Genomic DNA, 21,068 nt, shown 5'->3' on the forward strand with positions numbered 1-21,068 from the left:
CTCCCCGACGAACGGGCAGCCGCTGAATCCGTTCCCCCAGCGTGGAAATACCCAGCGCCCCCGGCGCAGGATCCGCCCGTCCCCCGCACCCAGCCGGGCGACCCGAGGGGCCCTGTGCGCAGCGGCACTGCTACTGATACCCCTCGTGGTCCTCGTCGGGAGCGACGCCTTCCGCGCCGCGCTCGACTTCACCACCGGGGTGCTGTCCCTGGTCTCCCTGACGGCGTCCGTCGTCTGGGGCCTGGTCGCCTCCGACCGGCTGTTCCTGACCTCGCGCCAGCGCCTGCTCTCCCAGGGCGTGCACCGGGCCACGGCGGTCGCCTCGATCGGCTTCCTGCTCCTGCACGTCACCGTCAAGCTGGCCCTCGACCATGTGTCCGTGGTCGGCGCGCTGATCCCCTTCGGGCTCGGCGTGACCGGCAGCGCGGGCCTGATCGGCCTCGGCTCGCTCGCCGGGCTCCTGATGGTCACCACCGGCGTCACCGGCGCCCTGCGCAAGGCCTTCGCGTCCCCCGCCCAGATCGCCTCCCGCTGGCGCGCCCTGCACATGCTGGCCTACCCCGCCTGGTGCTCCGCGCTGATCCACGGTCTGTACGCGGGCCGGCAGCCCAAGACCTACGTAGTGGTCATGTACTGCCTGTGCCTGGTCGCGGTGGGCGGTGCGGTCGCCCTGCGCGCGGCGCCGGGACCGGTCAAGCGCAAGGTCGCCGCCCGCGTCCTGGCACTCCTCGACGGCGACGGCAGAACGCAGGGCACCCGCCGCAGGGACGTCACCCGGTCCCCGCTGCCCGGCGGCGCCGGCCGCCCCGCACCGTCCGACGCCCGCTTCGACGTGAACCGCGAGCCCCCGCCGCGGCCACGCGAAAATCCGCTCCCCATGCCGTCCCCCGACATTCCACCGCTCCACGAGGCTCCGGCGCGCCCCACGTTCGAGCCGCGCCCCGCCACCGCCGGCATCGGCTTCTCGGCCGCCTACCGCGCGGTCTCGGCCCCGGTGGACCCCCTCTTCGGCGCCCCGCCCCCCGGGGAGCCCCTGACCCTTCTGGACCTCCAGCCCACCGAGTCCCTCCCGTTCGTCGACCCCGAGCCCTCCGAGCGCTGGCCGGCCCCGTCCCCGCCGCCCCCCGCCCCGGCACCCCCCTCGGCGTACGACCCCACTCTCGACACCCCCTACGGCGGCATCCCGAGCTTCGAGGAAGAGGCCGCCACCGAAACGCTGCCCGGCCCGTTCCAGGCCCCCGCCGCGGGTGAGCCCTGGAGCACGCCGCCCGGAGGCATTCAGTGAACACCGCGCTGCCCGACGTCCCCGAAGTCCGCGTCGTCGGTCTCCCCCAGCTCACCTCGGGCTTCGACCTGGTCGAGCGACTCGACCTCGACATGCATCTCAAAGTGCACGGCCCGCTCGAACCAATGGGCGGCGAGCAACTGGCCGCGCTGGCCGGGCAGATATCCCTGCGCGGCCGCGGCGGCGCCGGCTTCCCCTTCGCCAAGAAGCTGCGCGCCGTCGCCCAGTCCGCGATACGCCGCGGGGTGCGCCCCGTCGTCGTGGTCAACGGCAGCGAGGACGAACCCGCCTGCCGCAAGGACACGGTCCTGATCAACCGCGCCCCGCACCTCATCCTCGACGGCGCGCTCCTGGTCGCCGAGGCCCTCGGCGCCCGCACCCTCGTGGTGGGCGTGACCCGCGACTCCACCGAGGCGTCGATGCAGGCCGCGCTCCTCGAAAGAGGCCTGTCCAACCGCCGTGGCGCCCCGCTGCGCGCGCGTGTGCAGCGCAACCCCGTACGCATGGTCACCGGGGAGTCCTCCGCGCTGATCCGCTCGGCGGACGGCGGGCCCCCGGTACCTCCGGGCCGCAAGGTGCGCGCCTCCGACTCCGGGGTGGGCGGCGCGCCCACGCTGCTGTCGAACGCCGAGACGTTCGCCCAGCTCGCCGTGGCGGCCCGCACCGGACCCGAGCGCTACTGCCGCACGGGCCTGCGCGACGAGCCCGGCACGATCCTGCTGACCCTCTCCGGAGCCGTCGCCCGCCCGATGGTCCTCGAAGTCCCTGCGGGGGTTCCCCTGCGGTACGTGCTCCAGCTCGCGGGCGCCCCGCCGATGCCCCAGGGCGTGCTCACGGGCGGTTACCACGGCAAGTGGCTCGACGCCTTCACCGCGCAGGAGGCGGTGGTCTCCCGCGCCTCCCTTGAGGCCGCCGGGGGCGCGCTCGGCGCGGGCGCGATCCTGCCGATCGGCCCGGACACCTGCCCGCTCGGCGAGGCGCTCCGGGTGGCCCAGTGGCTGGCCTCGGAGAGCGCGGGCCAGTGCGGTCCCTGCTACCTGGGTCTGCCGGCGGCGGCGCGCGGCCTGGAGGACGTGCTGAACGGCGGCGGCCCCACCGCCCTCGAAGCCCTTCAGCAGGTCACCAGGGCGGTGAAGCGGCGCGGCGCGTGCAAGCACCCCGACGGTTCGGCGGCGTTCCTGGAGTCGACGATCTCGGCGTTCACGGACGATCTCGCCGCACACGTCCTGGGCGGCGGCTGCGGGCGCCCGGTGCAGGGCGTGCTGCCCCTGCACACGGAGGCGCCGCAGGGCGAGTCCCCCAGTGGCCGGCGGCTCGCGGTGGACTGGACGCTGTGCGAGGGCCACGGCCTGTGCGCGGACATCGTCCCGGAGCTGATCCAGCTGGGCCCGGACGGCTATCCCTCGGTCGCGGAGGCCCCGGTGGCGCGCTATTCGGAGGCGCGCGCCGTACGGGCCGTGCGCCGGTGCCCCGCGCTGGCGCTGCGTATCGAGGAGGACCCGGCGGCGGCTCCGGCCCGCCCGGCCCTGCCGCCCGCGCTCCCGCCGGGCCGCGGGCGCAGGGCCCTGGGCAGCGGGCGCGGCTGACGCCCGCGGGACTGCGTGACGGCATACGAAAGCGGGCCACCCTGTTCGGGTGGCCCGTCTTCATGTCCATCTACTGTGGAGCTAAGGAGAATTGAACTCCTGACCTCCTGCATGCCATGCAGGCGCTCTACCAACTGAGCTATAGCCCCTCGCGTCCATCCGGCGGAGCCGCATGTTCACCGTGTCGCCCGGTTTCCCCGGCGGCGACGCCAACATTACCGGGCACCCGGTGCATCACCAAATCGTTTCCACCTTGGTACGGTTTGCCCGAATTTAAGGCACCCTCAGGCCGTGGCGAACGAGTAGAACCGCTTGAGCGTGCAGTGCTCGTCGAGCAGCCGGCCGTAGATCGGCTCGCCCTCCAGTTCCCGATACGTCTCGATCGGGTCGCCTTTTATGATCAGCGCCCGCGCGCACTCCTCGCACCAGTACTGGTAGTCGGGGTTGACCGGCTCCATGTCCCTGACGATGGGCGTGCCGCCGCCGCACCAGTCGCACTTCCTCCTGTGTGCACCCATCGATCAGCTCCAGCTGTGGCCGCAGGCCGTGCACACGTACGAGATCCCGCCGTTGTCGCCGAGCATCTGCGCGACGTGGAGGGAGCCGCAGGACGGACAGTCGAGGAAAGAGAACGAAGACGGAGAAGAGGAGAGGGAAGGAACGTGCCGCCCGGAATGGGCTGCTTCGGCCGGTCTCACTGTCACGCCGAGGGGGCGGTCGGCCGCCTCGGTGATGCGCGCGGGCATCGCGTTCTCCCTCCCGTCGGGCCGACTTCGTCGATCGGACGCGGCCCTCTACCGGCCGTCCGATTCTGCCACGGCCGGAGCGTCACGGTCAGCGACGCATGGGTACCGGTCCGGACACGGCGCCGAGTTCGCCCGCTCCGGCCAGCACTTACGCACACACCGACACACGAGGACCACATCCACAGACCTATACGCCCCCGGGACACCAAGCGCCTCAAGGCAGTTGGAAAGAGTGTTCCGGGTAACAAAAAATCCCGCCCTTACCCGGACGGGATCTTTGTGAAGCGGACGCTTCGAATGTGGAGCTAAGGAGAATTGAACTCCTGACCTCCTGCATGCCATGCAGGCGCTCTACCAACTGAGCTATAGCCCCTTGCGTTCTCCCCGCTCTGCGCGGCTGCGAACAAGAAGAACTCTAGCCTGCGACCTGCCGGAAAGTGAAATCCGGCCGTCCGGCCCCTGTCGGGGGGCTCAGTCGTCGTCGCCGAGCACAGGCTCCGGGAGCGTGCCCGCGTTGTGCTCGAGCAGCCGCCAGCCGCGTGCGCCCTGGCCGAGGACGGACCAGCAGCAGTTGGAGAGGCCGCCGAGGCTTTCCCAGTGGTGGGACTCGAGACCGAGGAGACGCCCGATGGTGGTGCGGATCGTGCCGCCGTGGCTGACCACGACGAGTGTGCCGTCCTGCGGCAGCTTCTCCGCGTGACCGAGCACGACGGGAGCGGCCCGGTCGGCGACCTCCGTCTCGAGCTCGCCGCCGCCGCGGCGCACCGGCTCGCCGCGCTTCCACGCGGCGTACTGGTCGCCGTAACGGGCGATGATCTCGTCGTGCGTGAGGCCCTGCCACTCACCGGCGTAGGTCTCGCGCAGGTCCTCGTCGTGCGTGACGCCGAGGCCCGTGAGCGCGGCCAGCTCGGCGGCCGTGGCGGAGGCCCTGCTGAGGTCGGACGCGACGATGGCGTCCGGCTTCAGCGAGGCGAGCAGCCGGGCGGCCCGGCGGGCCTGGGCGACGCCGGTCTCGGTCAGGCCGATGTCCGTGGAGCCCTGGAAGCGGCGCTCCAGGTTCCAGGCGGTCTGGCCGTGGCGCCACAGGATGACGCGCCGTCCGCGGGCCACTCCCCCGGCCGGTCCGGTGCCGGCCCCCGCGGCGGTCAACGCAGCTCTCCGCCGAGCTCGCGAAGCTCCTCGGCCTCCTCCGCGGCCTGCGTCGCCCGAGCGTGCTCCGCCGCCTTGCCGCGGGTGGCCTTGGCGTCCGCGGGAAGCTCCAGCTCGGGGCAGTCCTTCCACAAGCGCTCGAGGGCGTAGAAGACACGCTCCTCGCTGTGCTGGACGTGGACGACGATGTCGACGTAGTCGAGGAGGATCCAGCGGGCGTCGCGGTCGCCCTCGCGGCGGACCGGCTTGGCGCCGAACTCCTTGTTCAGGCGCTCCTCGATCTCGTCGACGATCGACTTGACCTGGCGGTCGTTGGGCGCGGAGGCCAGCAGGAAGGCGTCGGTGATCGACAGCACATCGCTGACGTCGTACGCGATGATGTCGTGCGCGAGCTTGTCGGCAGCCGCCTGTGCGGCGGCGGTGATGAGCTCGATGGAGCGGTCAGTGGCGGTCACTACAAGGCTTTCCGTCGGCGGGCAGTAATCCCTTGAAGGGATACCCCAAGGGTCTCACGGACCGCCGACGGCCCTTACTGGATTGCCCGGCCGGGAAAACGCGCCCCCGCGGCCGGGCACGCGCCTACTGTCCGCCCGTGTAGTTCTGCCCGAGGACCACGGACACGTCCGCGTTCGCCACGGTCTTCCCCTTGCGCACCGCGCTCGTCGGCAGGCCCAGGGTCTTGGCGACCTCGACGGCGTCCTGCTTGCGGTCGTCGTCCTGATACATGACCTGCGACGCGGCCTGGGCCGGGGTGCCCGTCCCGGCGTCGACGAAGGTGTAGCCGCCGTTGACCAGCGTGACCCTGGCCTTCTCCGTGCGGGTCTTCACGCCCGTGGCGTTCTTGATGCCGACGCGTACGGAGGCGTCCTTGCCGGGGCTCTTCACCGTGCCGCCGAGGACGTCCTTGACGACGCTGTCGGTGGCCTGCTCGGAGAGGGTGCCGTCCTGCTGCACGGGCAGGAGCGCGGTCTTGTAGTCGCCGCCCTTGGCCCGGTCGGCGAGCTTGGCGAGGAACGCGCCGAGGTCCTTCTCGCCCAGCGAGGGGTCGAGGATCTGGGCGAGGGACTGGACGGTGATGGTGGCGGCGTGCGGGTCGGACGACAGCTTGCGCAGCACGCCCTGCATGACCTGGCCGAACCGCATGAGCTGCGCGGTGCCGGACTCGCCGGGCGCGCGGTAGGTGGCGTACGCGACGGCCATGGGGCCGCTCAGCGTCTGCTGCTTCCCCTTCTTGACCAGCGGGGACGTCGCCTTCTTCCCGTTCTTCCCGGACTTGGCGGCCGGGTCGGGGACGTCGGCGTTCGTGTCGATGTCGATGTTGCCGACGAGTTCGACGAGGTTGTTGAGGTACGGGGTGTCGAGCCGCCACGTGCCCTCGACGTCCGTGCCGAGGACCGTGTCGATGGCGTCGCGCGTGCCGGAGGACCCGTCGTCGTCGACGGACTTGCCGAGCGTCGTCGCGCTGCCCTCGTCGTCCGTCAGGGCAAGGGAGTTGGGGAGCAGGACGGTGGTGCCCTGCTTGGTGGTGGTGTTGTTGACGAGCAGGGCGGTGGAGGTGCCGCCGCCCTTCGTGTTGTGCATGTGGACGACGATCACGTCGCGGTTCTGCGGGCCCGCGGTGTCGGCGGCGCCCTTGCCGGAGTCCTTGGAGCCGAAGCCGGGCAGCTTGCCCTCGTACCAGAGGTAGCCGACGCCGCCGGTCACACAGAGCACGAGGACGACGACGAGGGCCACGATCCGGCTGCGGCCGCGGCGGCGGGCCTCCTCGCGGCGCTCGGTGCGCGACTCGGTGAACTTCAGCCAGTCGATGACGTCTTCGGAGTTCTCGTCCGGCTCCTCGACGAAGGAGAACTGCTCGGTCCGGTACTCGGGCCCACCGTCACGTCGATCGCGCGCGGCGGGCTCGGTCCGGGGAGCGGCCTGCGCCGGAATGTGGGCGGTCGCGGCCTGCTCCTCGACCCGCTGCTGCTGCCCCGTTCCCGCGGCGGTCCCGTAGGGGTCGTAGGAAGGGGGCGGTCCCTGCTGCGCGGGCGCACCCGCCCCGTAGGGGTCGTACGTGTCGTACGAGGGCACCGGCGGCTGCTGGCCGGTGGCGTACGGGTCGTAGCCGTAGCCCTGGTCCTGGGACTGCTGCGGATACTCGTACTGCGCAGGCTGCTGGGGCACCTGCCGGTACACGGGCTGCCCGTACTCGTCGTAGCCGACGAGTTCGTACTGGTCGGACGTGTTGGACGCGTCCCCCGAGTACCTGCCCGAGTAACCGTCGTATCGGTCGTTCACCGGTGCCCCTCTCGGCTCACTCGCCGCGGTACAGCTCGCGCTTGTCGATGTAGCGCACCACACCGTCCGGGACCATGTACCAGACGGGGGCACCCTTGGCGACCCTCGCACGGCAGTCCGTGGACGAGATGGCGAGGGCCGGCACCTCGACGAGCGAGACACCGCCTTCCGGTAGACCGGGGTCGGTCAGCGGGTGGCCCGGCCGGGTGACCCCGATGAAGTGCGCCAGGGAGAACAGTTCTTCCGTGTACCGCCAGGTGAGGATCTGGCCCAGGGCGTCGGCGCCGGTGATGAAGAAGAGGTCCGAGTCCGGATTGAGCGCGCGCAGATCGCGCAGCGTGTCCGTGGTGTACGTCGGCCCACCGCGGTCGATGTCGATACGGCTCACCGAGAACTGCGGGTTCTCGGCGGTCGCGATGACCGTCATCAGATAACGGTCCTCGGCCGGAGTGACGTTCCGGTCCGTCTTCTGCCACGGCTGCCCGGTGGGTACGAACACGACCTCGTCGAGGTGGAACTGCGCGGCGACCTCGCTGGCCGCCACCAGGTGTCCGTGGTGGATCGGGTCAAACGTTCCGCCCATGACGCCGAGACGCCGCTTGGCGGTGCTGATCCGGGCCCGGTCCGGGCCGCCGGCCGGGCCGTTGACCGGATTTGTCACCATGTCGTGCTGTCCCATTCCGAATTCCCTCCCCGTGCGCCGGACAGGGTAGTAGATTGAGCTTTCGCCTTCGGGCAACGGTCAGGGCTTGGCCGTCATGAGGCTCTTCCCGAGCCGAGTGAGAAGCCGCTCCCCAAAGGAGTGGAGAAGTCACGCGTGCAGAGCCTACTGGGCAGCACGAACAGCGCCGTCTGTGGGGATGAAGCCTCGGGGCTTCATCCCCACAGACGGCGCTTTTGCACGTCAGCGGTCCCGGTTGAAGCGGGTGACGATCCACAGCATCAGCAGCAGCAGGAACAGGGCGCCGCCGCCGGTGAGGTAGGGGCTGAGGCTCGGGTGGTTGCCGCCGTTCTCGCCGCCCTCGGCGGCGAGGGTGGCCAGCTGGGCAGCGGTGCTGTGGAGGCTCATCGTCAGCAGGACCTATCCGGGTGAGACGGGATGGGGAGTCGGGATCTGGGTGGTGACATGAGGTCTGGATAAAGACTTCCCGCTCATCGTATGCGGGGGTGTCCTCGGCGATCACGCCGACTCTGCCGTATGCGCGCCCGTCCCGCAGCCGTGTCAGTCGTCGCGCTTGTAGCCGCGCAGCAGGAACCAGCCCAGGAACACGCTGCCGAGGAAGCCCACGACGATGACGATGCGCAGCAGATTGCCCGCGCCCTGCTGGTCGGAGGCTGCGGCGCTGACCGCCTGGGTGAGCCAGGCTGCGTCGGGTGTGTGCTCCATGGCGTTTCGCTCCTTCAGTGTGCTGCCCCGACACGGTATCTCCGCCTACTGTGGAGACCTCCTCGGGGGCACGACCGAACACGACGGCACACGAACATGGGGGACGCATGCCCGACGTCAACGACGGCAACGACGGCCGGCGAGAGCACGTACCGAGCAGGCAGCGGCGGCGCTTCGAGGGGATCTCCTCCCGGGCGTACGAACACCCGGCGGACCGTTCGGCCCTGGTGGCGCTGCGCAAGCTCACCGGTTTCGACACGGTGTTCAAGGCGCTCAGCGGGCTGCTGCCCGAGCGCAGTCTGCGCCTGCTGTTCCTGTCGGACTCGGTCCGGGTCTCCGACGACCAGTTCGCGCACCTCAACGACATGCTGCGGGACGCCTGTTACATCCTGGACCTGGAGAAGGTCCCGCCGATGTACGTCAACCAGGACCCCCAGCCGAACGCGATGTGCATCGGCCTGGACGAGCCGATCATCGTCGTCACGACCGGCCTGGTGGAGCTGCTCGACGAGGAGGAGATGCGGGCGGTCGTCGGCCACGAGGTGGGCCACGCGCTGTCCGGCCACTCGGTCTACCGGACGATACTGCTGTTCCTGACCAGCCTGGCACTCCGCGTCGCGTGGATCCCGCTCGGCAACCTCGCGATCATGACGATCGTCACCGCGCTGCGCGAGTGGTTCCGCAAGTCGGAGCTGTCGGCGGACCGCGCCGGTCTGCTGGTCGGCCAGGACCTCAACGCGTCGATGCGCGGCCTGATGAAGATCGCGGGCGGCAACCATCTGCACGAGATGAACGTGGACGCGTTCCTCAAGCAGGCCGAGGAGTACGAGGCCGGGGGCGACCTGCGCGACTCCGTACTGAAGATCCTCAATGTGCTGCCGCGTACGCACCCCTTCACCACGGTCCGCGCGGCCGAGCTGAAGAAGTGGGCCGCGACCCGCGACTACCAGCGGATCATGGACGGTCACTACCCGCGCCGCACCGAGGACAAGGACACCTCGGTCACCGACTCGTTCCGCCAGTCGGCCTCGCACTACGCGGACAACGTGCGCAACTCCAAGGACCCGCTGATGAAGCTGGTCTCGGACATCGCGGGCGGCGCGGGCGACCTGGGCGGCAAGCTGCGCGGGAAGTTCGGCGGCGGCGGCAACGGCGGCGCGAACACGGGCAACCACGGGACGCCGGAGGACGGCGAGTAGATTCCGCGGGGCTCAGAGCGACGGCTGGGCGCCCGGCGCGAGAGCACCGCACAGCGAGGCGGTGCCGCCCGTGTCGTACGGGTCGGTGCCGGCCGGGCCGCCCTCCTTCGGTGCCTGCCCCGCGAGCAGCGGGTGCAGACGGGCGGCCGAGTCGACGGAGCAGGACAGCGGCCCGGCCTGCGTGTAACTGACGAGCACCTCGGCCTGGTGCATGCGCAGGTCGTCACGGTCGAAGCGGAAGTGCAGCTCGCGGCGGACGGTGAACAGGGACGCCTTCGCGTCGGAACCGGCGCCGGCCGGGCGCAGCGCGTAGACGAAGGTGTGGTCGGAGACGACCTCGAGGGTGTCCGCGTCGGACTCCGTGGCGCGCAGGGTGCCCTGGACGCGGATCCCGGTGTCGGCGAGCTCGGCCTGCTTCGGGTCGAAGCGGACGAGCCAGCCGGTCGCCTCGTGCCGTCCGTCGGCGGCGGGCCGGTCGAAGCTCCGGTCGAACTGGTCGAGCTGCTGCGGGTCGAGCAGGATCCGCACGGGCCGCACGGCCTTCCCGGTGAGCACGTCGGGGTCGAGGGAGGACTCGACGAGATAGTCCTTGGCCGTGGTCAGGGCGGCGTAGACCTGGCTCTCGGAGAAGTGCGAAGTGTGCTGCTCCGGGGGCAGGTTGATGCCTTCGGCGGCCGTCCTGAACTCGGCGGCGGGGCTGTGCTTGTAGAGCTGGGACACCGAGACGGCGCCGGGCACCTTGCCCTGCGGCGAGAGCGGGATGACGGTCATGCGCAGCGGTTCGGGCCGGCGGGCGGTGGCGGGGCTCTGGTACGGGTTGCGTACGCCCATGTAGATCGCGGCGCCGAACGCGACAACGATCAGGATGACGAGGAGGACGGCCTGCCGGGTGAAGCCGCGGCGCAGTCCGGGGCGCCGGCGTACGGCGGGCGCGTGGTCGGTGATGCGCTCCTGCGCGGAGAACTCCTGGAGCCGGGCAGCGCGGATGAACGACTCGTCGAAGACGACGGATCGGTACTCGTCCTCACCACCACCGCCGGGAGCGCTCTCGGGGGTCCCCTCCGGTGGGTCTCCTGGCTCGCCCATACCTTCAGGGTAGGTCTGCCGGGGGTCCGGTAAACGCCCTGGTACACGACAACTTCCGACAGGTTCTCAACCCTGTGCTCACAGGGTGTACCCGTGCGTGGTCAGGGGGTCCGCGGGGTCGCGGGGACCGGTGGCTGGGAGTAGTCGGCCGAGGCGCTGGGGGCGGTCGGGAAGCCCTTCTCCAGCTCGGTCGTCGCGGGCGGCGGGACCCGGTCCTGGCGGCCGCCCGACGAGGCGCCGCGGTAGACGGCGGTGAAGGCGAGCGCGACCATCCCGATGCCCATGACGAGGGCGAGCAGCCAGGCGACGGGGCGGCGCCAGCGCACCTTCGCGGTGCCGGGGCGCGGGTAGCCGTCCTCGTCGACATCGGGGTCGTAGAGGTCGTCCACGTCCGGGCCGTGGGCGTAGCCGCCTCGCGGGTCGGGGCCGTACCCGTCGTCGTAGAGGTCGTCGTCGACCGCGGAGCCACGCGTGCGGGCCCTTCGCGCCTCGGCTTCCTGGGCCTCGGCGCGCGCCTGCGCCGCGGCGAGCAGTCGCTCGACCGCGGTGGGTTCATGGACCTCGGCGGCCTTCACGAAGGCCTCGTCGAAGACCACGGAGGCGAACTCTTCGTCCGCACCCCCGCGGTCGCGGTCGTCGTCGGGCTCCCAGCCGTCAGGGAACGGCGTGCCCCCCACGTCCTCCGGCACGCGTCCAGAGTAGACCTGGGGGGTCGTTTTGGGCAGTCGGTGCGGGAATTCCCTTTGTTCCCGTCCGCATGCCCGCGGCTACCGGGTGTGGCCGTCGCCGGTGACGATGTACTTGGTGCTCGTGAGCTCCGGAAGGCCCATGGGGCCCCGGGCGTGGAGCTTCTGGGTGGAGATGCCGATCTCGGCGCCGAAGCCGAACTGACCGCCGTCGGTGAAGCGCGTCGAGGCGTTCACGGCGACCGTGGTGGAGTCGACCAGTTGGGTGAAGCGGCGGGCCGCCTGCTGCGAGGTGGTGACGATGGCCTCGGTGTGGCCGGAGGACCAGAGGCGGATGTGCTCCACGGCGGCGTCCAGGGAGTGCACGACGGCGGCCGCGATGTCGTACGAGAGGTACTCGGTCTCCCAGTCCTCGGGGGTCGCCTCGACGACGGTGGCCTTGGAGCCCTCGGCGTACGCGAGGACGCGCTCGTCGGCGTGCACGGTGACGCCGGCCTCGGCGAGGGCCGCAAGGGCGCGGGGCACGAAGGCGTCGGCGATGTCCCGGTGGACGAGGAGGGTCTCGGCGGCGTTGCAGACGCTGGGGCGCTGCGCCTTGGAGTTGATCAGGATGTCGACGGCCATGTCGAGGTCCGCGTGGGCGTCGACGTAGACGTGGCAGTTGCCGGTGCCGGTCTCGATGACGGGGACGATCGAGTTCTCGACGACGTTCTTGATGAGGGAGGCGCCGCCGCGCGGGATGAGGACGTCGACCAGGCCGCGCGCCCGCATCAGCTCGTTGACGGAGTCGCGGCTCTCCCCGGGCACGAGCTGGATGGCGTCGGCGGGCAGCCCGGAGCCGCCGACCGCGTCGCGCAGCACCCGCACGAGGGCGGTGTTGGACTCGTACGCGGACGAACTTCCGCGCAGGAGAACGGCGTTGCCCGACTTGAGGCAGAGGGCGGCGGCGTCCACGGTCACGTTCGGGCGGGCCTCGTAGATGATGCCGACGACGCCGAGCGGGACGCGGACCTGGCGCAGGTCGATGCCGTTCGGGAGGGTGTTGCCGCGCACGACCGTGCCGACCGGGTCGGGCAGGGCGACGACGTCGCGCACGTCGGCGGCGATGGCGCGGACCCGCTCGGGCGTGAGCGTGAGGCGGTCGATGACGGACTCGCTGGTGCCGGCCTCGCGGGCGCGGGCGATGTCCTTGGCGTTCGCCTCGACGATCTCGGCCGTGCGCACTTCGAGGGCGTCGGCGATCGCGGCGAGGGCGTCGTCCTTCGCGGCCCGCGGCAGCGGGGCGATCACTCCGGCCGCGGACCGGGCGCGGTAGGCGGCCTGGGTGACGGGGGTCATCGAGTCGTACGGCGAGAGCGAGGTCATATCGGCAGGGTAATGCGCGCGGCGCGGCCGTCCGGCGGCTGTTCCGAACCCTGAGATGTGACCTAAAACGGGTGTACGCCGACCGGGGTGGCCGGCAGGGGCCCGTAGCCCTCGGCTATGCGCTGGTGGTACGTGTCACGGTCGATGACCTCGAGGCCGACGATCTCCCACGGCGGGAGCTGGGAACTCTGGCGGTGCTCGCCCCACAGGCGCAGCGCCACGGCGGCCGCGTCGTGCAGATCGCGGGCCTCTTCCCAGTAGCGGATCTCGGCGTGGTCGACGGCGTACCGGCTCGTCAGCAGAAAGGGGTGGTCGTGCGCCAGTTGTTCGAGTCCCCGCCGGACCTCGGCGAGGGGCGCGTCGGCGCCGGAGACGCTGAGAGTGACATGCCAGAGGCGGGGGCCTTCCTCCGTCACGGCGCTCTCCTCCTGCCCGCTGCCCTGGTACGACTCGCCGGCCGCGACGCTGGTCAGTGCCCGCTCCGCCGACCCTCGGGACGTCGCCCCCGGGCGCGCTCGTCTCACGACGGCCTCCTTTGCGCAATGGTCGTGCGGAACTTCCTGCACCAAAGTTGAGCAGGCCAAGCGCCCTCGTGGGGCGGTTTTGGGGAAGGTCCCCCGCGGGAGGCCCGGCTTTCGGCCGTCTACACGGTTTACGCCCGGTGTGGGCGCCGGATCTTCACGAGTTCGCCGGGCGGTCAGGGGTGCAGCAGCACCAGATCGTCCCGGTGGACGACCTCACGCTCGTACGCGGGCCCGAGCTCACGGGCCAGCTCGCGGGTGGAGCGGCCGATGAGCTGAGGGATCTCCTTGGCGTCGAAGTTCACCAGGCCGCGCGCGATCGCCCGCCCCGCGGTGTCGCGCAGCTCGACGGGGTCGCCCGCGGCGAACTCGCCCTCGACGGCCGCGATGCCCGCGGGAAGGAGCGACTTGCGGCCCTCGACCACGGCCTTGACCGCCCCGTCGTCGAGCGCGAGCGCGCCCTGCGGGGTGGAGGCGTGCTGGAGCCACAGGAGGCGGTCGGCGCTGCGCCGGCCCGTGCGGTGGAAGTACGTGCCGGTGTCGCGGGCGGCGAGCGCGTCGGCGGCGTGCACCGCGCTGGTGAGGACGACGGGGATGCCCGCGGCGGCGGCGATCCCGGCCGCCTCGACCTTGGTGACCATGCCGCCGGTGCCGACGCCCGCCTTGCCCGCGCTGCCGATCTTGACGTGCGCGATGTCGGCGGGGCCGCGGACCTCGGAGATCCGCGAGCTGCCGGGCTCGGCCGGGTCGCCGTCGTAGAGGCCGTCGACGTCCGAGAGGAGGACGAGGAGGTCGGCGTGGACGAGGTGGGCGACGAGGGCGGCGAGCCGGTCGTTGTCGCCGAAGCGGATCTCGTCCGTCGCCACGGTGTCGTTCTCGTTCACGACGGGCAGCGCGCCCATCGCGAGGAGCTGGTCGAGGGTGCGCGACGCGTTGCGGTGGTGGGCTCGGCGGGCCATGTCGTCGCTGGTGAGCAGGACCTGGCCGACGCGGACGCCGTAGCGCGCGAAGGAGGCGGTGTAGCGGGCCACCAACAGGCCCTGACCGACGCTGGCGGCCGCCTGCTGGCGGGCGAGGTCCTTGGGGCGGCGGCGCAGGCCGAGCGGGGCGAGCCCGGCGGCGATGGCGCCGGACGAGACGAGCACGATCTCCTTCTCGCCGCCGCTGCGGGACTTGGCGAGCACGTCGACGAGGGCGTCGACCCGGTCGGCGTCGAGGCCGCCCTCGGCGGTGGTGAGCGAGGAGGATCCGACCTTGACCACGATCCTGCGGGCTTCCGCCACGCCCTGCCTCATGTCCTGCCCTGCCGCTGACACGTGCGTTCCCCATCAGTACTGACCGGCCATGGGCCTCGTCGCGGCCACGGCCCTGGTTCTGCAATCTACGTGAGCGGTACGGCGCGGCGCCTCCGGGTTCCGAGGGGCGGACGGCAGGCTCACGCCAGAGGAATTCCGCCGAAGGCCGCGGAAGGAATCGTCGCCCCGAGCCCGCTGGGGCCTTTGCCCCTTTATCCGGTGATTGCTGTCACGAAGGATTGCTAGCGAGGGCGCGAAAGTCATACGGTCAGTGGTCGGCCTTCGTCGAAGAATGCCGCGCACCCCCGCACATCTCTTCCCCCCGCCATCCGATCCCCCCTGCCAGGAGCCCCGCCCAGTGCCCTCCGCCGGCCTTGCCTCCCGCCGCGTCGTGCAGCTCTCAGCGCTCTTCGCGATGTTCGCGCTCTACACGGCCCAGCTCGTCAGCGCGCTGATCCCGTACGTCCCGGTGTTTGTCGCCGCGAGCGCCGCAGGTCTCGCGCTCGACACGTATCTCCAGTACAAGCAGCCCGGCCTGCTCTCCCTCCTCGGCAAGATCCGCTTCGATGTCACCGTCCGGCAGCTGCTGCGCGACATGCTGATCCTGGTCGGGCTCCTGCGCATCGACGGCATCGAGCCGCTGGCCGAGCAGTCCTCCCTCACCATCGCGCTGCTCGGCTTCTACGCCCTGCACTTCGTGTGCCAGGCCGTGGCCGTCCTGGTGCGCCGCACGCGCGCGCTGCCCATCGTGACGCGGAACATCGACGCGTCGGAGCTGCGGCTGTCCGCGGCCCCGCCGCGCATCCTGGCCCGCCGCCAGGGTCACCGCCTGCTCGGCTTCGCCGCCCCCGGCACCGTCGGCCTGCTGATCACGGCGGCCACCACCGACGCGCTCTGGGGCGTCATCGGCCTCGGTGTCTCGATCGTGCTGCTCGGCGGCGGCACGGCCTATCTCGCGACCTGGCTGCTCCCGAAGAAGCGCGCCCTGAGCGAGCAGAAGGTCATGGCCTGGCTCGACCGCTGGCTGGCCGACTACAAGCCGACCGTCGCGATGTACTTCTCGGGCGGCACGTCGTCCGCTTACCAGGCGAACATGTGGCTCTCCACGCTCTCCGAGGTGGACGGCAAGCCGCTGATCGTGCTGCGCGAGCGGTTCATGGTCCAGAAGATCGACGCGACCGACGTGCCGATCATCTGCTTCCCGAAGGTCGCCACGATGTTCTCCCTGGAGAACTCGACGCTGAAGATGGTGCTGCACCCCGCGAACGCCGCGAAGACCTCCCAGGTCCTGCGCATCCCGACGATCAAGCACGCGTTCATCAACCACGGCGAGAGCGACAAGCTGTCCTCCTGCAACCCGTACGCGAAGGCGTACGACGAGGTGTGGGTGGCCGGGCCCGCGGCCCGCGAGCGCTACCAGCTCGCCGACATCGGCGTCGAGGACAAGGACGTCGTGGAGGTGGGCCGCCCGCAGCTGTCGCCCATCAAGCGCTCCACCGGCGCGCCGCAGGGCACGTACACGACGGTCCTCTACGCCCCCACGTGGGAGGGCTGGGACGGCAACCCGGGCAACACGTCGGTGGTTCTCGCCGGCGAGAACATCGTCAAGCACCTGCTCGCCGATGACTCCGTGCGTCTCCTCTACAAGCCGCACCCGATGACCGGCTCGGTCGACCCGCGCGCGGGCGCCGCGAACGAGCGCATCAAGGCGATGGTCCGCGAGGCGGCCGCGAAGCGCTCCGGCGCGCGGCCCGGCCCCGAGGCCGCCGCCGAGCTGGTGCGCCGCGCGGCGGAGCTGGACAAGCTGACGTCGACCGCGTTCCGCTCCAGCGCGGACGAGATGGAGCGCATGCTGCTCCAGGGCACGCCCGACGGGGACCGGCAGGCCGCTGTCGCCGAGGCGACCGCCGCGTGGGAGGCCGCGTACTGGGCGTCCTTCCCGGAGTGGGAGCACCTGGTCATCACGGACGCCCGCCCGGCGATCTTCACCTGCTTCAACCAGGCCGACGTCCTCATCAGCGACGTCTCCTCGGTCGTCTCGGACTGGCTGACGAGCGAGAAGCCGTACGCCGTCGCGAACACCTCCGGCATGACCGAGGGCGATTTCCGCGCCGGATTCCCGACGGTCAGCGCGGCGACGATCCTGACGCCCGCGGCAACGGAGGTACCGGCGCTTCTCGCGGCCGTACGCGCCCCGGAGACGGATTCCCACGCGGAGGCCCGCGCGGAGCTCAAGGAGCACCTCCTGGGCCCCTCGGACCCGCCGTCCCTGGACCGCTTCAACGACGCGGTGCGCGCGCTGTGCGCCCGGGCCGACGAGCGACGTGTGCGCATGGAGTCCCGCCTCGCGGCGGAGATCCCCGGCCAGCGCGACACGGACACGGCCGACGAGTTCGCCGAGACTCTGGAATCGGAGTCGGAGTCGGGCGACACGGTCACCGCGTAGCGCTCCGCGCGCAGGCTGAGCACGGGGAAGGCCCCCGGGAGATCCTCCCGGGGGCCTTCCCCGTGCTCAGCTGTTCCCGGCGGCGGCGCTCAGCGATGCGGAGCTCCTCCATGCGGTGGGCTGAACCACCCCACGGCAGCCCTCACACCGCTCGGCCGCAAGCGGCCTCCCGGGCCTCGGGGCAGCCGCGCCGGACTCGCCCGTCGGCCCGGCGCACCGCCCGACGGCCTAGAACGGCTTGAACTCGTCGTACTCCTGCTCCGCGTCGTCCCGCTCCGCCTGCTTCTCGCGGCGGCGCTGGGCAGCGGGGCGGGGCTCCTCCATGCGGTGGTCCTCGCCTCGGCGGCCGAGCATCTCGGCGCCCGCCATGACCGTGGGCTCCCAGTCGAAGACGACCGCGTTGTCCTCGGGGCCGATGGCCACGCCGTCGCCCGCGACCGCGCCGGCCTTCAGCAGGGCATCCTCGACGCCGAGGCGGTTGAGGCGGTCGGCGAGGTAGCCGACGGCCTCGTCGTTGTTGAAGTCGGTCTGGCGCACCCAGCGCTCCGGCTTCTCGCCGCGCACGCGGAAGAGGCCGTCCTCCTCCTGCGTGACCGTGAAGCCCGAGTCGTCGACCGCCTTCGGACGGATGACGATGCGGGTCGCCTCCTCCTTGGGCTTGGCGGCACGCGCCGAGGCGACCATCTCCGCGAGGGCGAAGGACAGCTCCTTGAGGCCCTTGTGGGCCACGGCCGACACCTCGTAGACCCGGTACCCGCGGGCCTCCAGGTCGGGGCGGACCAGGTCCGCGAGGTCCTGGCCGTCGGGCACGTCGATCTTGTTGAGGACGACGAGGCGCGGGCGGTCGTCGAGGCCGCCGTACTGCTTGAGCTCCTCCTCGATGATGTCGAGGTCGGAGACCGGGTCACGCTCCGATTCGAGGGTGGCCGTGTCGAGTACGTGGACCAGGACCGAGCAGCGCTCGACATGGCGCAGGAACTCCAGGCCGAGGCCCTTGCCCTGGCTGGCGCCCGGGATGAGGCCCGGCACGTCGGCGATGGTGTAGACGGTCGAGCCGGCCGTCACCACGCCGAGGTTCGGGACGAGCGTCGTGAAGGGGTAGTCGGCGATCTTCGGCTTCGCGGCCGACAGGACCGAGATGAGGGACGACTTTCCGGCGCTCGGGTAGCCGACGAGCGCGATGTCCGCGACCGTCTTGAGCTCGAGGACGATGTCCTGGAGGTCGCCGGGCACACCGAGGAGCGCGAAGCCGGGCGCCTTGCGGCGGGTCGAGGCCAGCGCCGCGTTGCCGAGGCCGCCGCGGCCGCCCTGGGCGGCGACGTACGTCGTGCCCTGGCCGACCAGGTCGGCCAGCACGTTGCCCGCCTTGTCGAGGATGACGGTGCCGTCCGGCACGGGCAGGACGAGGTCCTGGCCGTCCTTGCCGGAGCGGTTCCCGCCCTCGCCCGGCTTGCCGTTCGTGGCCTTGCGGTGGGGCGAGTGGTGGTAGTCGAGGAGCGTCGTCACGCCTTGGTCCACGACCAGGATGACGTCGCCGCCACGGCCGCCGTTGCCGCCGTCCGGGCCGCCGAGCGGCTTGAACTTCTCACGGTGAACGGAGGCACAGCCGTGGCCTCCGTTACCCGCGGCGACATGCAGTTCGACGCGGTCCACGAAGGTGGTCATGGTTCAGTGCCTCCTGGGGGTTCCCCCGGCGAAAGGCCGGAGGAGTACGAAATGTCTTTGCTCTGCGTCTATTGGAAACACGCGAAGGGCGGACCTGCTTCCCGATCCGGAAGCCGAAGCTTCTGGCCGGGCAAGCAAGGTCCGCCCTCGCGAAAACGCTCTACGGAGCCTGAGTCCTAGGAACTAGGGGTTTCAGGCGACCGGAACGATGTTCACGACCTTGCGGCCGCGGTGCGTACCGAACTCCACCGCACCGGCGTTCAGCGCGAACAGGGTGTCGTCGCCACCGCGACCGACGCCCGTGCCGGGGTGGAAGTGGGTGCCGCGCTGGCGGACCAGGATCTCACCGGCGTTGACGGTCTGACCGCCGAAGCGCTTCACACCGAGCCGCTGAGCATTGGAATCGCGCCCGTTCCGAGTGGACGATGCGCCCTTCTTGTGTGCCATCTTGTCTCAGTCCCTTACTTCGCAGCCGCGGGGATGCCGGTGATCTTGATCGCCGTGTACTGCTGACGGTGACCCTGACGACGGCGGTAGCCGGTCTTGTTCTTGTAGCGAAGGATGTCGATCTTGGCACCCTTGTGGTGGTCCACGACCTCGGCCTGCACCTTGATGCCGGCCAGCACCCACGGGTCACTGGTCACAGCGTCGCCGTCGACAACGAGCAGCGTAGAGAGCTCTACGGTGTCGCCAACCTTGGCAGTGGAAATCTTGTCAACCTCAACGATGTCGTCGACAGCAACCTTGTGCTGGCGACCACCGCTGCGCACGATGGCGTACACGCGGATCTCTCTTTCGCTCGGAACGAAACCCCTGAAGCCAGCCGCTCACACGCGCCCGAGGGCTCGTGATGTTCCGGATTGGACGAGCGGCCTCCCCCGGCGGACCGAGAGGTGAGGTGCTCAGAGGCGTGGCGCTCAACAGACGCCGACGGTCAAGGTTACGGGTCACCCGCCGAAAGGGTCAAACCAGCCCCCTTCCGCCGGGTGCGCGCGGGCTACGCGGGCGGCTTCTCACCGTCCTGCGGCAGCGGCTTCACGCCCTTGCACAGGTCCGTGGCGTCGGACGTGCCGGGCCAGGCGACGTTCCACACGCGGTTGAAGTGGTCGCGGTAGGCGTCGTGCACGGAGTCGTCGTCGACCTTGACGATCGCCTCGTCGTTCTCGCGCAGCGCGGGGCCCGTGTAGTTCTGCGACCCGGTGAAGGTGACCTTGTTCCGCTTGCCGTCGTACATGCCGTCCACCAGCAGGTACTTCGAGTGGATGATGTACGGCGTCGTGAGCTTCTTGCCGGGGTTCAGCGGGTCACGGTCGTCGTTGAGACAGCGCAGCGAGGGCCCGCCGCTGGCATGCAGCGCCTCCCACGTCCCCTTGGTGCCGCCCAGGCTCTTGGCGCTGTCGGTCTCCGCGTACATGAGGCTGACGGTGCAGCCCTGCTTCTTCAGCGAGACCAGCTTGTCGGCGATCTGCTTGCGGGTGACCTTGAAGATCGCGGCCCGGACGACGGTCTTCTTCGCGGCCCCGGTCACCGGGTCCTTGTAGGAGCACGCGACGTTGTTGAGGACCGAGTACATCGTGTCGGACTCGTTGACCGTGCCGGCCCGCGGGAAGAAGTACGCCTTGTACAGGCCGTTGCTGACGGTGCGGTAGTCCCACGTCGACCAGCTCTTGCCGATCATGTCCGTGAAGTAGTCCGAGTACGCCTCGTACATGACGCCGTTGTTCGGCAGCATCAGCGCGTCGTTGTAGAACTTCGTGTGCGCCGACGGCGTCGAGTTCGACGTGGTCTGCACGACGACGTTCGTGGCGCCCTCGACCGCGGAGAACAGCCAGAACTTGTTGTGCATGATCGACTGGCCGTACTTGGGGTCGCCCAGGCAGGACTTGTGCGCCGGGCAGAGCGTCACGAAGGACGGGCTCGTCCTGGTGGTGCCCAGAGCCGTCTTCAACTGGGCGTACGACGTGTTGGTGGGGCGGTCGCTGACGCTGGACTCGTCGAGCAGCATCTGCACGTTGACGCCGCGGTTCTTGGCCGCGACGAGCGCGTCGACGACCGACTGCTCCCACACGTGGTAGACCGCGACCTTGATCACCGAACCGGGCAGCGCCGCGTTCGTCAGCTGGATCAGCCTGGTGCGGATCGCGTACTGCTGGTCCGTCGTGCCGTGCGGGTCGTTGAAGATCGGCCCCTCGGTCCACGTCGGGGTGTCCGCGGCGGCGGTTCCCGTGGACGCGGTGGCCTGGATCCCGGCCGCCGAGAGCACCGTGGCGAGCGCCACGGCCTGTCTGGCTCCCTTGACCGGCTTGACGGCACGGTGACGGCCCGTGCCTCTCAGGCGCGCGTGCGCCATTGGTACCCCTCCCCTGTTCCAC

21 protein-coding genes and 2 tRNA genes are annotated in these 21,068 nt (G+C 70.8%); 4 read left to right on the forward strand and 19 right to left on the reverse strand.

The window, feature by feature from the left end; all coding sequences use genetic code 11:
• Nucleotides 1-145 precede the first annotated feature (145 nt).
• Together ACZ67T_RS29835 and ACZ67T_RS29840 are read left to right on the forward strand one after the other, a co-directional pair.
• Nucleotides 146-1,285, forward strand: a complete 1,140-nt coding sequence (locus ACZ67T_RS29835; protein ID WP_469988096.1) for a cytochrome b/b6 domain-containing protein — start codon at nt 146-148, stop codon at nt 1,283-1,285.
• Nucleotides 1,282-2,871: an NADH-ubiquinone oxidoreductase-F iron-sulfur binding region domain-containing protein gene (locus ACZ67T_RS29840; RefSeq protein ID WP_356278648.1), complete on the forward strand. Its 1,590-nt coding sequence runs from the start codon at nt 1,282-1,284 to the stop codon at nt 2,869-2,871. The genes ACZ67T_RS29835 and ACZ67T_RS29840 overlap by 4 nt, the downstream gene beginning before the upstream one ends.
• Nucleotides 2,872-2,947: 76 nt before the next feature.
• Here ACZ67T_RS29840 and ACZ67T_RS29845 read toward each other — a convergent pair.
• The 10 genes from ACZ67T_RS29845 to ACZ67T_RS29890 all read right to left on the reverse strand — a co-directional run bounded on the left by ACZ67T_RS29845 (nt 2,948) and on the right by ACZ67T_RS29890 (nt 8,433).
• Nucleotides 2,948-3,020, reverse strand: a tRNA-Ala gene (locus ACZ67T_RS29845).
• Between the two features lie 135 nt (nt 3,021-3,155).
• Complete coding sequence (locus tag ACZ67T_RS29850; RefSeq protein ID WP_255951692.1) at nt 3,156-3,389, reverse strand: hypothetical protein; 234 nt, start codon at nt 3,387-3,389, stop codon at nt 3,156-3,158.
• A gap of 3 nt (nt 3,390-3,392) precedes the next feature.
• The gene (locus ACZ67T_RS29855) at nt 3,393-3,617 is read right to left on the reverse strand and encodes a hypothetical protein (protein ID WP_469988097.1); all 225 of its coding nucleotides are present in this window, start codon (nt 3,615-3,617) and stop codon (nt 3,393-3,395) included.
• Between the two features lie 300 nt (nt 3,618-3,917).
• A tRNA-Ala gene (locus ACZ67T_RS29860) sits at nt 3,918-3,990 on the reverse strand.
• A gap of 98 nt (nt 3,991-4,088) precedes the next feature.
• Nucleotides 4,089-4,766: a histidine phosphatase family protein gene (locus ACZ67T_RS29865; protein ID WP_469988098.1), complete on the reverse strand. Its 678-nt coding sequence runs from the start codon at nt 4,764-4,766 to the stop codon at nt 4,089-4,091.
• Entirely contained in the window at nt 4,763-5,221 is a 459-nt protein-coding gene (gene rsfS / locus ACZ67T_RS29870; protein ID WP_469988099.1) for a ribosome silencing factor, read from the reverse strand. The genes ACZ67T_RS29865 and rsfS overlap by 4 nt, the downstream gene beginning before the upstream one ends.
• Nucleotides 5,222-5,345: 124 nt before the next feature.
• Nucleotides 5,346-7,046 carry an LCP family protein gene (locus ACZ67T_RS29875; protein WP_469988100.1) on the reverse strand — a complete coding sequence of 567 codons (1,701 nt, stop codon included), beginning with the start codon at nt 7,044-7,046 and terminating at the stop codon, nt 5,346-5,348.
• Nucleotides 7,047-7,062: 16 nt separating this feature from the next.
• On the reverse strand, nt 7,063-7,725 hold the full coding sequence (gene nadD, locus ACZ67T_RS29880; protein WP_469988101.1) for a nicotinate-nucleotide adenylyltransferase: 663 nt from the start codon (nt 7,723-7,725) through the stop codon (nt 7,063-7,065).
• Nucleotides 7,726-7,950: 225 nt separating this feature from the next.
• A complete protein-coding gene (locus ACZ67T_RS29885; protein WP_469988102.1) occupies nt 7,951-8,115 on the reverse strand; it encodes a hypothetical protein in 165 nt (54 codons plus the stop codon).
• Between the two features lie 153 nt (nt 8,116-8,268).
• Entirely contained in the window at nt 8,269-8,433 is a 165-nt protein-coding gene (locus ACZ67T_RS29890) for a hypothetical protein (protein WP_199841791.1), read from the reverse strand.
• Between the two features lie 107 nt (nt 8,434-8,540).
• Here ACZ67T_RS29890 and ACZ67T_RS29895 point away from each other — a divergent pair, with 107 nt between their 5' ends.
• A complete protein-coding gene (locus tag ACZ67T_RS29895; protein WP_469988103.1) occupies nt 8,541-9,632 on the forward strand; it encodes a M48 family metallopeptidase in 1,092 nt (363 codons plus the stop codon).
• 12 nt (nt 9,633-9,644) lie between these two features.
• On the opposite strand, the gene ACZ67T_RS29900 is transcribed toward ACZ67T_RS29895, so the two are convergent.
• The 5 genes from ACZ67T_RS29900 to proB all read right to left on the reverse strand — a co-directional run bounded on the left by ACZ67T_RS29900 (nt 9,645) and on the right by proB (nt 14,573).
• Complete coding sequence (locus ACZ67T_RS29900) at nt 9,645-10,718, reverse strand: SCO2583 family membrane protein (RefSeq protein WP_469988104.1); 1,074 nt, start codon at nt 10,716-10,718, stop codon at nt 9,645-9,647.
• A gap of 101 nt (nt 10,719-10,819) precedes the next feature.
• Nucleotides 10,820-11,407 (reverse strand): SCO2584 family spore wall biosynthesis protein, encoded by a 588-nt coding sequence (locus ACZ67T_RS29905; protein WP_469988105.1) that lies wholly within the window; start codon nt 11,405-11,407, stop codon nt 10,820-10,822.
• A gap of 78 nt (nt 11,408-11,485) precedes the next feature.
• Nucleotides 11,486-12,769 (reverse strand): glutamate-5-semialdehyde dehydrogenase, encoded by a 1,284-nt coding sequence (locus tag ACZ67T_RS29910; protein WP_469988106.1) that lies wholly within the window; start codon nt 12,767-12,769, stop codon nt 11,486-11,488.
• A gap of 62 nt (nt 12,770-12,831) precedes the next feature.
• The gene (locus ACZ67T_RS29915; RefSeq protein WP_100594227.1) at nt 12,832-13,293 is read right to left on the reverse strand and encodes a hypothetical protein; all 462 of its coding nucleotides are present in this window, start codon (nt 13,291-13,293) and stop codon (nt 12,832-12,834) included.
• A gap of 173 nt (nt 13,294-13,466) precedes the next feature.
• Nucleotides 13,467-14,573 carry a glutamate 5-kinase gene (gene proB, locus ACZ67T_RS29920; RefSeq protein ID WP_469988107.1) on the reverse strand — a complete coding sequence of 369 codons (1,107 nt, stop codon included), beginning with the start codon at nt 14,571-14,573 and terminating at the stop codon, nt 13,467-13,469.
• Nucleotides 14,574-14,943: 370 nt separating this feature from the next.
• Between proB and ACZ67T_RS29925 the strand changes: the two genes are divergently transcribed.
• Nucleotides 14,944-17,031, forward strand: coding sequence for a hypothetical protein (locus ACZ67T_RS29925; RefSeq protein WP_469988108.1), 2,088 nt, complete (start codon nt 14,944-14,946; stop codon nt 17,029-17,031).
• Between the two features lie 228 nt (nt 17,032-17,259).
• Here ACZ67T_RS29925 and obgE read toward each other — a convergent pair whose 3' ends face one another.
• From obgE to ACZ67T_RS29945, 4 genes are all read right to left on the reverse strand, one after another.
• Complete coding sequence (obgE, locus tag ACZ67T_RS29930; protein ID WP_469988109.1) at nt 17,260-18,696, reverse strand: GTPase ObgE; 1,437 nt, start codon at nt 18,694-18,696, stop codon at nt 17,260-17,262.
• Between the two features lie 192 nt (nt 18,697-18,888).
• Entirely contained in the window at nt 18,889-19,143 is a 255-nt protein-coding gene (gene rpmA / locus ACZ67T_RS29935) for a 50S ribosomal protein L27 (RefSeq protein WP_100594223.1), read from the reverse strand.
• 14 nt (nt 19,144-19,157) lie between these two features.
• On the reverse strand, nt 19,158-19,478 hold the full coding sequence (gene rplU / locus ACZ67T_RS29940) for a 50S ribosomal protein L21 (protein ID WP_116513007.1): 321 nt from the start codon (nt 19,476-19,478) through the stop codon (nt 19,158-19,160).
• A gap of 215 nt (nt 19,479-19,693) precedes the next feature.
• On the reverse strand, nt 19,694-21,046 hold the full coding sequence (locus tag ACZ67T_RS29945) for a phospholipase D-like domain-containing protein (protein WP_469988110.1): 1,353 nt from the start codon (nt 21,044-21,046) through the stop codon (nt 19,694-19,696).
• Between the last annotated feature and the right edge of the window lie 22 nt (nt 21,047-21,068).

The sequence above is a fragment of the Streptomyces sp. NPDC107517 genome (assembly GCF_055582645.1).

Excerpts from the sequence above, each read along its gene's own strand:
- ACZ67T_RS29850 (WP_255951692.1), bottom strand. The coding sequence starts at position 3,389 with ATGGGTGCACACAGGAGGAAGTGCGACTGGTGCGGCGGCGGCACGCCC.
- ACZ67T_RS29855 (WP_469988097.1), bottom strand. The coding sequence starts at position 3,617 with ATGCCCGCGCGCATCACCGAGGCGGCCGACCGCCCCCTCGGCGTGACA.
- nadD (WP_469988101.1), bottom strand. The coding sequence starts at position 7,725 with ATGGGACAGCACGACATGGTGACAAATCCGGTCAACGGCCCGGCCGGC.
- ACZ67T_RS29885 (WP_469988102.1), bottom strand. The coding sequence starts at position 8,115 with ATGAGCCTCCACAGCACCGCTGCCCAGCTGGCCACCCTCGCCGCCGAG.
- ACZ67T_RS29890 (WP_199841791.1), bottom strand. The coding sequence starts at position 8,433 with ATGGAGCACACACCCGACGCAGCCTGGCTCACCCAGGCGGTCAGCGCC.
- ACZ67T_RS29895 (WP_469988103.1), top strand. The coding sequence starts at position 8,541 with ATGCCCGACGTCAACGACGGCAACGACGGCCGGCGAGAGCACGTACCG.
- ACZ67T_RS29900 (WP_469988104.1), bottom strand. The coding sequence starts at position 10,718 with ATGGGCGAGCCAGGAGACCCACCGGAGGGGACCCCCGAGAGCGCTCCC.
- ACZ67T_RS29910 (WP_469988106.1), bottom strand. The coding sequence starts at position 12,769 with ATGACCTCGCTCTCGCCGTACGACTCGATGACCCCCGTCACCCAGGCC.
- obgE (WP_469988109.1), bottom strand. The coding sequence starts at position 18,696 with ATGACCACCTTCGTGGACCGCGTCGAACTGCATGTCGCCGCGGGTAAC.
- rpmA (WP_100594223.1), bottom strand. The coding sequence starts at position 19,143 with ATGGCACACAAGAAGGGCGCATCGTCCACTCGGAACGGGCGCGATTCC.
- ACZ67T_RS29945 (WP_469988110.1), bottom strand. The coding sequence starts at position 21,046 with ATGGCGCACGCGCGCCTGAGAGGCACGGGCCGTCACCGTGCCGTCAAG.